The sequence below is a fragment of the Catellatospora sp. NPDC049609 genome (genome assembly GCF_040675365.1).
Classification (GTDB): domain Bacteria; phylum Actinomycetota; class Actinomycetes; order Mycobacteriales; family Micromonosporaceae; genus Catellatospora.
In genome coordinates this window covers 1-12,854 of record NZ_JBFAOU010000059.1, presented here as the reverse complement: position 1 = coordinate 12,854, position 12,854 = coordinate 1, and the positions used below count along the sequence as shown (strand labels likewise).

Here is a 12,854-nt window from a genome sequence, read left to right as displayed (position 1 = left end):
GATGGGCGCGGGCCACACCCACCCGATGTACGTGCACGGGCACTCGCCCGTGCACCACCTCGCACCCGAGGTGAAGATCGCCGCCTCGGTGCTGTTCACGATCGTGGTGGTGGCGACGCCGCGCGAGCTGCTGCCCGCCTTCGGGGCGTACGCCCTGATCGTGGCCGTGCTCGCGGTGCTGGCCCGCGTCCCGGCCGGCTGGCTGGCCCGGCGCAGCCTCATCGAGCTGCCGTTCGTGGCCACCGCCGCGCTGCTGCCGTTCTTCGCGGCCGGGCCGACCACCACCGTGCTCGGCCTGTCCGTCGCCGTCGAGGGCCTCTGGGCCGGGTGGAACATCCTGGTCAAGGGCACCCTCGGCGTGCTGATCGCGCTGCTGCTGGCGGCCACCACGCCCGCCCGGGACGTGCTGATCGGGCTGGACCGGCTGCGCACCCCGCAGGCGATCACCCAGATCGCCCTGTTCATGCTGCGCTACCTCGACGTGCTCGCCGACGAGGCCCGGCGCATGCGCATCGCCCGGCTGTCGCGCCTCGACGACCCCCGCTTCCTGTGGCAGCTCACGGGCTTCGCCGCCGGGCTAGGCACGCTGTTCCTGCGCGCCTTCGAACGCGGTGAGCGGGTGTTCCTGGCCATGCGCTCGCGCGGGTACACCGGGCGCCTGCCCGCCGCGCTGCACGAGGGCAGCCTGGCCACCGCCCGGCAGTGGGCCGCCGGTGCCGCGGTGCCCGTGCTCGCCGCCGCCATCCTGCTGGTGGGAAGGTCTACCCTATGACCGCGCTGCTGCTCGACGACGTCCGCTACACGTACCCCGACGGCCACCAGGCGCTGCACGGCGTCAGCCTGCGCGTCGAGCCCGGCGAGCGGGTCGCGCTGCTCGGGCCGAACGGGGCCGGCAAGACCACGCTCGTGCTGCACCTCAACGGCATCCTGCCGAACGCCGGGCTGACCGGCTCCGGCGGCACCGTCAGCGTCGGCGACCGCACCGTCGACCCGCGCGACCGGGCCGGGCTCGCCGAGATCCGCCGCCGGGTCGGCCTGGTCTTCCAGGACCCCGACGACCAGCTCTTCCTGCCCACCGTCGCCGAGGACGTGGCGTTCGGCCCCGCGAACCTGGGCCTGCGCGGGGCCGAGCTGGGACGGCGGGTCGACGAGGCGCTGGCCGCGGTGGGGATGAGCGACGTCAAGGAGCGCGCGCCGCATCACCTGTCGCTGGGGCAGCGCCGCCGGGTCGCGGTCGCCACCGTGCTCGCGATGCGGCCCGACCTGCTGGTCATGGACGAGCCGTCGTCCAACCTGGACCCGCAGGCGCGGCGGGAGCTGGCCGAGATCGTGCTCGGGCTGGACGTGACGCTGCTGATGGTGACGCACGACCTGCCGTACGCGCTGCAGCTGTGCCCGCGCTCGGTGATCCTCGACGAGGGCCGGATCGTGGCCGACGGCCCGACCCGCGAGCTGCTCGCCGACGCCGACCTGCTGGCCCGGCACCGCCTGGAACTCCCGTACGGCTTCGCCGTCCCGGTCGCCTGACCCGCCCGTCCCGGTTTTTTTATAGACGTTGGCCTATCTGGATGACGATGATCTGGTTTTTGTCATCCAGATAGGCCAACGTCAATGGCAAACGAGGCAACGGGTCACGCGGGGTGGTCGGCTGCCGGGTGGGGTTGGGTGGTGGCGTCGGCGGGTGGGCGCTGGGTGGGGACGCCGGAGGTGGTGCCGCGTAGGCGGAGCATGCCGGCCGCGGCGACGCCGACGCCGAGTGCGATCACCGTGGCGGTCATGATCCGGGCGGCCGTGTCGCCCCACGGGATCGGGGCGATGGTGCGGTGGAAGACCGCCGCGTTGACCATCCCGGAGAACAGGCCGACCGCGGCGGCGCCCAGGGCCAGCGCGAAGTCGCCGGCGGCGCGGCGGGTCAGCGAGTACGCGGCGGCGGCGATCGCGGCCAGGGCGCTGACCACGGACCACAGCTGCACGGTGACCAGCTCGAGCAGGATCGGCCCGACGGTGTGGTTGCCCGCGTCGATCTCGCGCCCGGCCGCGTAGCCGAGCGCGAGCACGCCCGCGGCGAGCGCGGCGGCCGACAGCAGCACGGTGATCGCGCGGGGGCGGCCGGGGACCAGGCCGAGCAGGGCCACCACGGCGGCCGCGGCGACGGCGCCGAGCCACCAGCGCACCGGGTCCGGCGGCGGCACCCAGTCGAGCACTCCGGTGACCTGCAGCGGGGTGACCTCGGTGCGCATGGGCACGGTCCAGTCGCGGATCCGGCGGGGCTGGTCGGGCGCGGCGGCGACCTCGGCGGGCGGGCTCGGCTCGGTCCAGATCGCGCGCTGGTCGTGCCAGCGGTACACCGGCTCGTCGCTGACCTTGCGCCACTCCGGCGCGACGGTCGGGTCGGCGTGCGCGGGCGGGTCCACGTGCGCGATGGTGATGTTGAGGTACGTGGCGGGGGAGTGGATGTTCTCGTACACCCCGTCGGGGCGTACCTCCAGGTAGGGCTCGTTCTGGTAGCCCAGCACCTCGACCGGCTTGCCGGTGTGGTTGGTCAGCTGCAGCCGGGCGCCCGCCTCGATGGTGATCACTTCGAGGCCGGGCAGGTCGGGGGCGGCGGTGATGACGGTGTGGTAGTTGGTCGCGTCGGGGGCGTCGGCGCCGTGGGCCGAGGCCGGGGTGGCGACGGCGAGAAGCAGCGTGAGCGCGGTCCCGAGGACCGCGCTCACGCGCCGTGCGATGAGGGGTGTCATCTCTCCTGCTCCGCAGATCAGCTCGTGCTGGCCGAGGGGGCGGCGCCGGCCGCGGCGGCGACGGCGGTCGCGATCGCGGTCGAGCTCGCCTGGGTCGCCTTGCCGTTGACCAGGACGGTCGGCGTGCCGCTGACGCCGGCCCGGCCGGCCTCCTCGCTGACGTGGTTGGTCCAGTTGATGAAGCGCTTGTCCTGTACGCACTGGGCGAAGTCCTCGCCGAGGCCGGCCTGGCGGCCGAACACGATGAGGTCCTCGTCGCTGGGCCCGGCCCCGCCCTCGGCGGGCTGGTTCTCGAACAGCACGTTGGAGAACTCGGTGAACTTGCCGAACTCGGCGGCGCACCCGGCGGCGGCCGACGCGCGGGTGGAGTACCGGTTGGTCGAGGCGCCGTCGAGATACGCCACCGGGTGGGTCACCAGCGTGATCTTGCCATCGTTGACGAGCTGCTGGAGCGAGGCGGCGGCCTCGTCGTGGAAGGTCTTGCAGTGCGGGCAGAGGTAGTCGACGTACTCGTCGACGACGACCGGCCCGCTGCCGCTGACGATGCCGTTGCCCGCGCTGTTGGCGCCCTTGGGCGCGGTGTACTCCGTGGTCTTGCCGCCGGCGTAGATGGCCCAGCCGATCAGGCCGGCGATGACCAGCGCGGACACCGCGGCGATCGAGATCCACATGGTGCGCTTGCGGCGCTGCTCCTTGGCGATCTGCTCGCGCACCATCCGCGCAGCCGCGTTCTGGTCTTTCCTGCTGCTCATGCCGTCGCCTCAGAGGCGCTCGCGGCGGCGTACGGCCTGCTCGCTCGGTTCGTCACTGTTCTCTTCCTCCAGCACGTCGTCCTCCAGGGCGGGGGACGGTCGGTCCAGTCGTGCGTCGAGGGAGAAACGGCTGACCGGGTAGATGATCAAAAAGATGGCCATCGCGAGGAAGGCCACGTCCCGGATGATGTCCGGGAGGTAGTTCGGCGTCACCCCGGGTGGCAGGGGGCCGCCCTTGCTGAAACAGCCGCAGTCGATGTTCAGCCCGCGGGACCAGGCCGAGGCGATGCCGGCGATGAAGGCGACCATCATCACCGCGCTCGCCCAGGCGGCCAGGCGGGTGGCCAGGCCGAACAGCAGCAGCAGACCGACCACGATCTCCACGAACGGCTGCGCCGCACCGACGACCATGGCCAGGTCGTACGGCATGATCTGGTACGCGTTGACGGCGCGGCCGGAGGAGGCCAGGTCGGTGACCTTGAGCGCGCCCGCGACGATGAAGATGCCCGCGAGGCCCAGCCGGCACGCCAGACTCACCCAAGGCTGCGCCCTGTGCCAGGTCATGCCGACACCTCGCCGCGCTCGTCACCGGCGTGAACCCGACCGAGCCGCATGATCCGCTCGTTGCGCTCGCCCATGAAACTCCTCCTTGCCCCCGTGTGTGCGCCCTCAGGCGGCTAAGGCGCTAACGACGTCGGCCACCAGTTCGGCGCGGGCACGCGCGACCCGGGACCGGATCGTGCCGACCGGCACCTCCTGCACCGCCGCGGCCTGCTCGTACGACAGGCCCAGCAGCTGGGTCAGCACGAACGCCTCGCGGCGCTCCGGCGAGAGCCGGTCGAGCAGCTGCGCCGCCCCGATCTGGCCCGCCGGGTCCGGGTGGTGCCCGGCCGTCAGCGCCTGCGTGGCCAGGCGGGTGCCCAGCGCACGCTGCCTTACCACCGTACGCAGGTGGTCGGCGCAGGTGCGGCGGGCGATGCCGAGCAGCCAGGTGCGCACCGTCGAGCGCCCCTCGAACGCGGGGAGCGCCCGGAACGCCCGCAGGTACGTCTCCTGGGTGAGATCGTCCGCGGTGCCCGGGTCGACGAGCGCCGCGACGAAGCGCCACACCTCCGCCTGGGTGGACCGGACGAACGCCGCCTGCGCCAGCGGGTCCCCCGTGCGCGCGGCCAGCGCCCACTCGGTCGCCGGATCGGCGATCGGGAGCGGCTCGTCGGCTGGCACGGGGGGCACGGGGAGCAAGCCTAACCGCCGGTCGGGCTCACTCCGGGCGGCGACGTCGCGCGTGTCACGGGACACGGCCGGGAACCGGAACGGGGTGCGCGCCGACTACCCGCCCATGACGAACTGCGACGAGGTGCGCGAAGGCCTGTCGGCGCGGCTGGACGGCGAGGTGCGGGCGTGGGCGGCCGAGACCGGCCGGGCGCCCGGGGCGCTCGACGGCCACCTGGCCGGCTGCCCGGACTGCCGGGCCTGGCTGCGGGCCGCCGAGCAGGTCAACCGGGCGGTACGCGTGCAGGCCATGGAGGTGCCCGACCTGACCGCGCCGATCCTGGCCGCGGTCGCCGCCGAGCGGGACGCGGCGGCGCTGGCCGGCCGGCGGCAGGCCGACGGGCACCGGCAGATCCTGCGGGTCGCGCTCGGCGTGACCGCCGTGGTGCAGGTGCTGCTCGCGCTGCCGGTGCTGCTGGGCGGCGAGGGCGGGCTGCACACCGGCCGGGAGGCGGCCTCGTTCGACATCGCGCTCGCGGTCGGGTTCGCGCTGGCCGCGTGGCGGCCCGACCGGGCCCGCGCCTTCGTGCCGGTCGCCTTCGTGCTCGCCGCGTGCCTGGCGGTGACGAGCGTGTTCGACGTCGCCGACGGGATGACCGCGCTGGCGCACGAGATCGGGCACGCCGCCGCGTTCGTCCAGGCCGGGCTGCTGTGGGCGCTGAGCCGCACGACCGGGCTCTCCCGCGAACCCCGGACTGCGGTTACGGTCGCCCCGTGAGTCACATGACTGCCACCCCTCACCCCGCCCCGGCGCACTCCTCCGCGCGCCCGACAACTTCTGGGTTGTCGCGACAACCCAGAAGTTGTCGCACGCCGCACGGACTCCCCGCCGGCCCGGCGAGCCGTCACGACACGAGCCGCCAGGACACCCCCGCCCGCGCTGCCCGCCGGCCGGGCACCCGGACGCCGTGGCGGGCGCTGCTGGCGGTGCTCGGGTTCCTCGCGCTGACGCTGCTGCCCGCGAGCCCGGCGTACGCGCACGCGGCGCTGCTGCGCACCAGCCCGCCCGCCGGCTCGGTGGTGCCCGAGGCGCCGCGGCAGGTCACGCTCACGTTCAGCGAGCCGGTCTCCCCGGTCGCGGACAAGATCCGCATCGTCGGGCCGGACGGCGAGCGCGCCGACCGGGGCACCCCGACGGTCGACGGCAACGTGCTCAAGATCGGGCTGCGCGAGGACGCGCGCCGCGGGACGTACCTGGTCAGCTACCGGGTGATCTCGGCGGACAGCCACCCGGTCCCCGGCGGCTTCACCTTCTCCGTGGGCGCCTCGTCGCAGACCCCGGCCGAGCTGCCGGAGGAGAAGGTCGACGACACCATCCGCAACCTGATCGCCGTCGCCAAGGTCATCGGGTACGCGGGCCTGGTCCTGCTGGTCGGTCCGGTGCTGGTGCTGGCGCTGCTGTGGCCGGCCCGGCTGAGCCAGCGCGGGCCGCGCAGGCTGATGTGGACCGGGTTCGGGCTCGTCGTGTTCGCCACGCTGGCCGGGCTCTACCTGCAGGCCCCGTACACCACCGGCACGAGCCTGACCGGGGTCACCGGCGGCGACCTCGCCGACGTGCTGGGCAGCCAGTACGGCATCGTGCTGCTGGTGCGGCTGGCGCTGCTCGGCGTCGCCGCGTTCCTGGTGCGCCCGCTGCTGGCCGGGCGCGACGGGATCGTCGACCGGGTGCTGCTCCTGCTCGTCGCCGCGGGCGCCGCGCTGACCTGGCCGCTGGCCGGGCACCCGGCTGCCTCGCCGGTGCCCGCCGTCTCCGTCGTGGTCGACGCGCTGCACCTGGCCGGCGCCGCGGTGTGGCTCGGCGGCCTGGTCATGCTCATGGCGTACCTGCTGCGCCAGGCGGACAGCCGCGAGCTCGGCGCGATCCTGCCGATCTGGTCGCGCTGGGCGGCGCTGGCCGTCTCCACGGTGCTGCTGGCCGGCGTGGTGTCCGCCCTGATCCAGATCGGCACCCCGCAGGCGCTGGTCGACACGACGTATGGGCAGCTCCTCATCGCCAAGACGGTGCTCGTCGGGCTGGTGCTGCTGGCGGCGTTCTTCGCCCGGCGGTGGACCAACAACGGGGCCGCCGACAACCCCCGGCCGCTGCGGCGCATCGTCACGGTCGAGGTGGCCATCGCGGCGGTGGTGCTGGCGGTCACCGGCGCGCTCACCCAGACCACCCCGGCGCGCACCGCGCAGGAGACCGCCGCGCTGCCCGCCCAGCCGGTCATCTACTCGACCACGCTCACCAGCCCGCTCTACACGCTGCAGGTCGAGGTCGATCCGGCCGAGCGCGGGGACAACGCCGTGCACCTGTACGCGTACAAGGCCGACGGCTCGCCGCTGCCGGTGGTGGAGTGGAAGGCCACCGCGGCGCTGCCCTCGGCCGGCATCGAGAAGATCTCGTTCCCGATGCTCAAGCTCACCGACAACCACGCCAGCGGCCAGGTCACCCTGCCCACGCCGGGCGACTGGCAGCTGCAGTTCACCCTTCGCGTCTCCGAGATCGATCAGGCTTCGGTCACCGCGACGGTGCCGATCTCATAGCGCTCGGCACCCGCTGAGCCGTACGAAAGGTCCCCAGACATGAAGATGACGCGCCGACTCGGTGTGGTCGCGGCGACGGTGCTCGGCCTGCTGGCCGTGGCCGTGCCCGCCGCGGCCCACGTCACGGTCAGCCCGAAGGAGGCCGTGCAGGGCAGCTACGCCCGCGTGGCGTTCCGGGTGCCGAACGAGTCCGACGACGCGAGCACCACCAAGGTGGAGATCCACCTGCCGGAGAACGCGCCGGTCGCGTCGGTGTCCACGCAGCCGGTGCCCGGCTGGACGGTCGCCGTCACCAAGCGGAAGCTGGCGACCCCGGTCGAGGTGCACGGCACCCCGGTCAACGAGGTCGTCGCGACCCTGACCTGGACCGCGACCAGCGCGGACGCGGCGGTCAAGCCGGGGCAGTTCCAGGAGTTCCCGGTGTCGCTGGGCCCGCTGCCCAAGGTGGACCAGATGGTCTTCAAGGCGCTGCAGACCTACTCCGACGGCGCCGTGGTGCGCTGGATCGAGGAGCCGGTCAACGACGGCGCCGAGCTGGAGAACCCGGCGCCGGTGCTGAAGCTGCTGCCCGCCGCCGCGGGCGCCGAGGCCACCCCGGCGACCAGCGACACCACCGTGGCGGTCGGCGAGAACAACGGCGGCGGCAACGACTGGGCCGGCATCGCGGGCCTGGTCGCGGGCGTGCTGGCGCTGATCCTGGCCGGCGTCGCGCTGGCGCGTACCCGAAGGCAGGCACCCCCGGCCGCCTGACAGCACCGAGCGCACCCACCGGCGCGGTAAGGAAGGGCACCTTCTTAACGGACGTCCGTTAAGAAGGTGCCCTTTCTTACTCCGGGCCCGATCGGCGGGGGCGGCGAGCGGGGCCGCATCCCGGTGGGGGGCGGTCGCGTTGTGCCGGGTGGACCGCGCCGACGATCCGGCGCGCGGACGAGCCCGCCACGGTGCGGGCGCCGCCCCCATCGGGAGGACACGCGATGCGTGCTGCGCGAGTGCTCGTCGGCCTGCTGGCCCTGATCCTGGCGCTGCCGGCGCTGGCCGCGGGCATCGCGGCGGCCTGGCTGACCGGGCACGACAGCCCCGACGGCGCGTTCCACGCGGCGGTCGCCCCGCTGGCCGACCCGGAGCGGGTGCTGGTCGTGTCGGACATCGACGCGCTGCTGCGCCGCGACGTGCCGTACGCCCGGGTGGGCGGGGTCGAGCTGCGGCTGTCGGCGAGCTCCGGCAACACACCCGCGTTCGTCGGCGTCGCCGCGCCCGACGAGGTCGCCGCGTACCTGGCCGGGATCCGCTACACCGAGGTCGCGCAGACGCGCGTCGGGCCGGGGCCGCTGGTGCTGCGTACCAACCGGATGGACGCGCCCGGCCGGGACCCGGCCGACCCGCTGGCGCAGGACTTCTGGCTGCGCGAGGGCCTGGGCAGCCTGTCCTGGGCCCCGGAGCTGGACCGGGGCCGCCACCTGGCGCTGGTGGTGGTGCTGCGGGACACGCCGACCGCCGGGCCGCGCCTGCCCAGCGACGATGTCAGCCTGGACGTGGCGCTCGACGCGGACTGGCTCGGCTCGGCGCTGTGGGGCCTGCTGATCCTCGGCACGGTGCTGCTGGTGGTGGCGTTCGTGACGCTGGCCTGGCCCGGCCGGCCCCGCGACGCGGACCCGGAGCCGGTCGACGACGGCGACCTGACCTCGCTGCTGGACCCCGCCGACGACGGCACCCTGGTGGCCCTGCCCGCGGACACCGACGGTGACGGCACGGCGGCCGTCCTGTCCCCGGACGCCGCCGCACCGGGGCGGCCGCCGGTCACGGGGTCTCCCGTCCCGCCGGAGCAGCGCGTCCCGGCGGCCGCCGAGCCGGTACGCGCCCAGCCCGACGCGCCCTGGGCAGGCGCGCCGTACACCGGCCCCGCCGTGGACGCGTCGCTGGAGGACACCGTGGCCTGGCCCGCGCCGTCGGCGCAGCGGGCGCCGCGGAGCTGGTTCGAACCCCTCGACGGGCCCGGCCACGCCGAGACGGTGACCGTGGCGCGCACGGTCGGGGTGCCGGGGATGCGGAGCGTGCCCGCGCCGGACCTGCCCTGGCCGCCGCTGCGGGGGGCGCTGCCGACGACCCAGCCGGTGCGGGAGGTGCTGCCCGGGGAGTTCCTGCGCGGCTTCGCCGACCGGCCGGCCTGCACGCTGCGACTGGAGCGGGTCCGCGCGGTCCGTTGACACAAGACGAGCGGCCCGCGCTGGCGTGCGGGCCGCTCACACCGGGGGAACGGTGTTGTTCACCTTGGGGGCCGTCCCGGGGGAGACGGTGTCCCTGCCCTCTACTGTAAGGAAAACCGCCAGAACGGACAAGACTGGCTAAACGGTCGTTGACGTGCGATAATCCCATGGTCCAGGACGCACGGGCAGGAACACCACCAGCACCAGGCTGAGCAACACGAAGGCGTTGCGGGCCAGGAACAGTTCCGGCGTATCCGTCGGCACCGCCTCGACGCCCCAGTCGACGAGCGACAACACGCCGCGCACACAGACGGCGTACACCCCGGCGGCGAACGCGAGCCAGCCCCAGCGGCGGCCGCCCGCACTCCCCACCGCCGCCGCGACCAGCGCCACGATCGCGGGCACGAACCAGTACAGGTGGTGCGTCCAGGTGATCGGGCTGATCAGGCCGGACAGCAGGCCGGTCAGCGCCATCCCGGCGACCGGGTCGCCGGCCAGCCCCGCCCGCGCCGCCCGCCACATGCCGAACGCCAGCACGGCGAGCGCGAGCAGCAGCCATACCCACTTGGCGGGCTGCTCCGGGGCGACCAGGCGGGCCAGCAGGCCCTGCAGCGACTGGTTGCCGGTGTAGTCCAGCCGGCCCACCCGGGCGGTGTCCCACAGGGCGCCGGTCCAGAAGTCCCACGAGGCGCGCGGCGCGATCGCGGCCGCCAGCAGCGTCACGCCCGCGGCCGCGGCCATCGCGGTGAGCGCGGCCCGCCACTTCCGGGTGACCAGCAGGTACACGATGAACAGGCCGGGGATCAGCTTGAGAGCCGTGGCCACCCCGATGCCGACGCCGGTCCACTTCGAGCCGCGCGGCCCGAGCACCAGCAGATCCATCATGATCAGCAGGACCAGCAGCATGTTGATCTGGCCGAAGGTGATGGTCTCCCGCAGCGGCTCGATCAGCAGCACCAGCGGCACCGCCACCGCCACCGCGTACCAGACCTCCCAGCCCTGCCGCCGGGCCAGCGGCGCGAGCAGCCAGTACGTCGTCACCACCACCGCCGCGACGGTGCCCACGGTGAACAGCGCCTGCGTCACGCACAGCGGCAGCAGCCCGAACGGGAACAGCAGCAGCGCCGCGAACGGCGGGTACGTGAAGTACAGCGCGCCCTGCACCCGGTCCGGCTGGGCGTAGTCGTACAGGTCGTGCCCGTCGCCCCACCACCGCACCGCGGACATGTAGATCTGCAGGTCGAAGAAGTCGTGCTCCACCCGCAGCCGCCAGAAGCCGAACGCGCAGGCGGCGAGCACGGCGAGCACGATGAGCACCCGCGTCGGGGACAGGCGGGCACGGACCACAGACATGGACGCCACCCTAACCGGCGCGCCGCGCCGCGCGGTGCGAGGACCGGGCGACGGTGGCGGCACTGACAGTGCGCCCATACGGCGTACGCTGTGCCGGTGGGAGATCTGCGTAGCGCCGACCATCTGGTATGGATCGACTGTGAGATGACCGGCCTGAATCTGGGCAGCGACGCCCTCATCGAGGTCGCGGCCCTGGTCACCGATGCCGAGCTGAACGTCCTGGGCGACGGGGTGGACGTGGTCATCCACTGCCCCGACCCGCTGCTCGACGGCATGGTCGACGTGGTGAAGCAGATGCACGAGAAATCCGGCCTCACCGAGGCGGTCCGCCGCTCCACGGTGACCGTCGAGCAGGCCGAGGACATGGTGCTGGAGTACGTCACCAAGTACGTCACCGAGCCGCGCACCGCGCCGCTGTGTGGCAACTCGATCGCCACCGACCGCGGCTTCATCGTCCGGGACATGCCGCGCCTGGACACCCACCTGCACTACCGCATGATCGACGTGTCGTCGGTCAAGGAGCTGTGCCGGCGCTGGTACCCGCGCGTGTACTTCGGCCAGCCGGAGAAGGGCCTGGCCCACCGCGCCCTGGCCGACATCCGCGAGAGCATCCGCGAGCTGCGCTACTACCGCGAGGCGATCTTCGTGCCGCAGCCCGGCCCGGACGTCGACGAGGCCAAGCGCATCGCCGCCGCGACGCTGCTGCCCTGAGTCGCGCGGGACACAGCGATACCCGCTCGACGCGGGCCCCGGGGGTATGGCTATCATTGGTCAGTCGCCGCGGCCGCACGGTCAGCGGCGTGCAATGGTGGTCGTAGCTCAGCTGGTAGAGCACCGGGTTGTGGTCCCGGGGGTCGCGGGTTCGAGTCCCGTCGATCACCCCAGTAGAGAAGCCCCGACGGGTATCCGTCGGGGCTTCTTCGCGTCGTGGGGTCCCCGGCGCGCGGTCGTTGGCGGGCGGGGTTTGCGGGTTGGGGCATGATCGCTGTTTCGGGTCAGAACCTGTGGTCAGACTGCCGGTTCTGACCCGAAACAGCGATCAACGATGGCGGGGCGGGCGCCGGCCGCCGGCCAGGACGGCGTGGAGCCGTCCGCGGCGCGGGCGGGTCACGCCGCCGGGGTGACCGAGGGGTTGGCCGACGGCGCGTCGGACGGGCCGGTCGACGGGGCCGTGGACGGGTCCGGGGTGGGGTCGGCCGGGGGCTGGTACGGAATGGCGCTGCCCTTCACGTACTCCTCCCACGGCTTGTCCCAGTCGGTCCAGCCGTTGCCGTACTCCAGCTTCCGCGGCGTGCCCGTGGTGGTGATCGGCGTACCGACCAGCGTGTTGTTGAACAGCCAGGCCGCGTTGGCCATGGACACGTTCACGCAGCCGTGCGACACGTTGCGCTTGCCCTGGTGCTGCACCGACCACGGCGCGGCGTGGATGAACTCGCCGCCCCAGGTCATCCGCTGCGCGTAGTCGATGTTCGTGCGGTAGCGGTTGGCCGGGTTCGGGTCGTCCATCGTGTCGAAGACGGTCTTCCGCTTCTTCTCGATGATGATCATCGTGCCGCTGGACGAGGGCATGCTCGCCCGGCCCAGGCTGACCGGGATCGTCTTGACCGACTTGCCGTCCTTGAGCACCGTCATCTGGTGGGTCTTGTCGTTGACCTTCAGCTGGATGTCCGGACCCACGCTGCACACCAGCGTCGAGTCCCGGCGGCCGTAGTACCCGCCGCCCAGCGGCAGGCCGCCGGCCCGCACGTGCACGAAGATCTTCGTGCCGGCCTTCCAGAAGGTCTTCGGGCGCCAGTGCAGCTCGGTGGCGCTGTACCAGGTCCAGATGCCTTCCTGGAACGGCTCGGTGCTCACCATCAGCCGGCGCTGGAACGCGGCCCGCTGCGCCTTCGGGATGGCCCGGCCGGTGCGGAACAGCAGCACCATGCCGACGCCGATCACGGCGTTGTCGGCCAGGAAGCTGCTCACGCCGATCTGCTTGCCGGCGGCCGGCTTGGCCATGGTCG

13 protein-coding genes and 1 tRNA gene are annotated in these 12,854 nt (G+C 73.4%); 8 read left to right on the top strand and 6 right to left on the bottom strand.

The window, feature by feature from the left end; genetic code table 11:
• The first annotated feature begins 1 nt into the window (after position 1).
• Both cbiQ and AB0J67_RS18315 read left to right on the top strand, forming a co-directional pair.
• Positions 2 to 772: a cobalt ECF transporter T component CbiQ gene (gene cbiQ / locus AB0J67_RS18320; protein ID WP_363483668.1), complete on the top strand. Its 771-nt coding sequence runs from the start codon at positions 2 to 4 to the stop codon at positions 770 to 772.
• On the top strand, positions 769 to 1,527 hold the full coding sequence (locus tag AB0J67_RS18315; RefSeq protein WP_363483665.1) for an ATP-binding cassette domain-containing protein: 759 nt from the start codon (positions 769 to 771) through the stop codon (positions 1,525 to 1,527). The genes cbiQ and AB0J67_RS18315 overlap by 4 nt, the downstream gene beginning before the upstream one ends.
• A 104-nt stretch (positions 1,528 to 1,631) precedes the next feature.
• Here the strand turns inward: AB0J67_RS18315 and AB0J67_RS18310 are convergent, their stop codons facing one another.
• The 4 genes from AB0J67_RS18310 to AB0J67_RS18295 form a co-directional block, all read right to left on the bottom strand.
• On the bottom strand, positions 1,632 to 2,741 hold the full coding sequence (locus AB0J67_RS18310; RefSeq protein ID WP_363483662.1) for a hypothetical protein: 1,110 nt from the start codon (positions 2,739 to 2,741) through the stop codon (positions 1,632 to 1,634).
• Between the two features lie 17 nt (positions 2,742 to 2,758).
• The gene (locus AB0J67_RS18305; protein ID WP_363483660.1) at positions 2,759 to 3,493 is read right to left on the bottom strand and encodes a thioredoxin domain-containing protein; all 735 of its coding nucleotides are present in this window, start codon (positions 3,491 to 3,493) and stop codon (positions 2,759 to 2,761) included.
• Positions 3,494 to 3,502: 9 nt separating this feature from the next.
• On the bottom strand, positions 3,503 to 4,057 hold the full coding sequence (locus tag AB0J67_RS18300; protein WP_363483657.1) for a MauE/DoxX family redox-associated membrane protein: 555 nt from the start codon (positions 4,055 to 4,057) through the stop codon (positions 3,503 to 3,505).
• Positions 4,058 to 4,162: 105 nt separating this feature from the next.
• On the bottom strand, positions 4,163 to 4,726 hold the full coding sequence (locus AB0J67_RS18295; protein ID WP_363483654.1) for a sigma-70 family RNA polymerase sigma factor: 564 nt from the start codon (positions 4,724 to 4,726) through the stop codon (positions 4,163 to 4,165).
• Between the two features lie 106 nt (positions 4,727 to 4,832).
• Here AB0J67_RS18295 and AB0J67_RS18290 point away from each other — a divergent pair, with 106 nt between their 5' ends.
• From AB0J67_RS18290 to AB0J67_RS18275, 4 genes are all read left to right on the top strand, one after another.
• Positions 4,833 to 5,483 carry a hypothetical protein gene (locus tag AB0J67_RS18290; protein ID WP_363483651.1) on the top strand — a complete coding sequence of 217 codons (651 nt, stop codon included), beginning with the start codon at positions 4,833 to 4,835 and terminating at the stop codon, positions 5,481 to 5,483.
• A gap of 65 nt (positions 5,484 to 5,548) precedes the next feature.
• Positions 5,549 to 7,291, top strand: a complete 1,743-nt coding sequence (locus AB0J67_RS18285) for a copper resistance protein CopC (protein ID WP_363483648.1) — start codon at positions 5,549 to 5,551, stop codon at positions 7,289 to 7,291.
• 45 nt (positions 7,292 to 7,336) lie between these two features.
• Complete coding sequence (locus AB0J67_RS18280) at positions 7,337 to 8,041, top strand: YcnI family protein (RefSeq protein ID WP_363483740.1); 705 nt, start codon at positions 7,337 to 7,339, stop codon at positions 8,039 to 8,041.
• A 224-nt stretch (positions 8,042 to 8,265) separates the two neighbouring features.
• Positions 8,266 to 9,495: a hypothetical protein gene (locus AB0J67_RS18275; protein WP_363483645.1), complete on the top strand. Its 1,230-nt coding sequence runs from the start codon at positions 8,266 to 8,268 to the stop codon at positions 9,493 to 9,495.
• A gap of 138 nt (positions 9,496 to 9,633) precedes the next feature.
• On the opposite strand, the gene AB0J67_RS18270 is transcribed toward AB0J67_RS18275, so the two are convergent.
• The gene (locus AB0J67_RS18270) at positions 9,634 to 10,848 is read right to left on the bottom strand and encodes a glycosyltransferase family 87 protein (RefSeq protein ID WP_363483642.1); all 1,215 of its coding nucleotides are present in this window, start codon (positions 10,846 to 10,848) and stop codon (positions 9,634 to 9,636) included.
• 105 nt (positions 10,849 to 10,953) lie between these two features.
• Between AB0J67_RS18270 and orn the strand changes: the two genes are divergently transcribed.
• Together orn and AB0J67_RS18260 are read left to right on the top strand one after the other, a co-directional pair.
• On the top strand, positions 10,954 to 11,559 hold the full coding sequence (gene orn / locus AB0J67_RS18265) for an oligoribonuclease (RefSeq protein WP_363483737.1): 606 nt from the start codon (positions 10,954 to 10,956) through the stop codon (positions 11,557 to 11,559).
• Between the two features lie 97 nt (positions 11,560 to 11,656).
• Positions 11,657 to 11,732, top strand: a tRNA-His gene (locus AB0J67_RS18260).
• A gap of 223 nt (positions 11,733 to 11,955) precedes the next feature.
• Here the strand turns inward: AB0J67_RS18260 and AB0J67_RS18255 are convergent.
• Positions 11,956 to 12,854: L,D-transpeptidase family protein (locus AB0J67_RS18255; protein WP_363483639.1), on the bottom strand; the 899-nt coding region annotated here is incomplete at its 5' end.

Coding starts and splice junctions, on each gene's coding strand:
- cbiQ (WP_363483668.1), top strand. CDS start 2: ATGGGCGCGGGCCACACCCACCCGATGTACGTGCACGGGCACTCGCCC.
- AB0J67_RS18315 (WP_363483665.1), top strand. CDS start 769: ATGACCGCGCTGCTGCTCGACGACGTCCGCTACACGTACCCCGACGGC.
- AB0J67_RS18310 (WP_363483662.1), bottom strand. CDS start 2,741: ATGACACCCCTCATCGCACGGCGCGTGAGCGCGGTCCTCGGGACCGCG.
- AB0J67_RS18305 (WP_363483660.1), bottom strand. CDS start 3,493: ATGAGCAGCAGGAAAGACCAGAACGCGGCTGCGCGGATGGTGCGCGAG.
- AB0J67_RS18300 (WP_363483657.1), bottom strand. CDS start 4,057: ATGACCTGGCACAGGGCGCAGCCTTGGGTGAGTCTGGCGTGCCGGCTG.
- AB0J67_RS18290 (WP_363483651.1), top strand. CDS start 4,833: ATGACGAACTGCGACGAGGTGCGCGAAGGCCTGTCGGCGCGGCTGGAC.
- AB0J67_RS18280 (WP_363483740.1), top strand. CDS start 7,337: ATGACGCGCCGACTCGGTGTGGTCGCGGCGACGGTGCTCGGCCTGCTG.
- AB0J67_RS18275 (WP_363483645.1), top strand. CDS start 8,266: ATGCGTGCTGCGCGAGTGCTCGTCGGCCTGCTGGCCCTGATCCTGGCG.
- AB0J67_RS18270 (WP_363483642.1), bottom strand. CDS start 10,848: ATGTCTGTGGTCCGTGCCCGCCTGTCCCCGACGCGGGTGCTCATCGTG.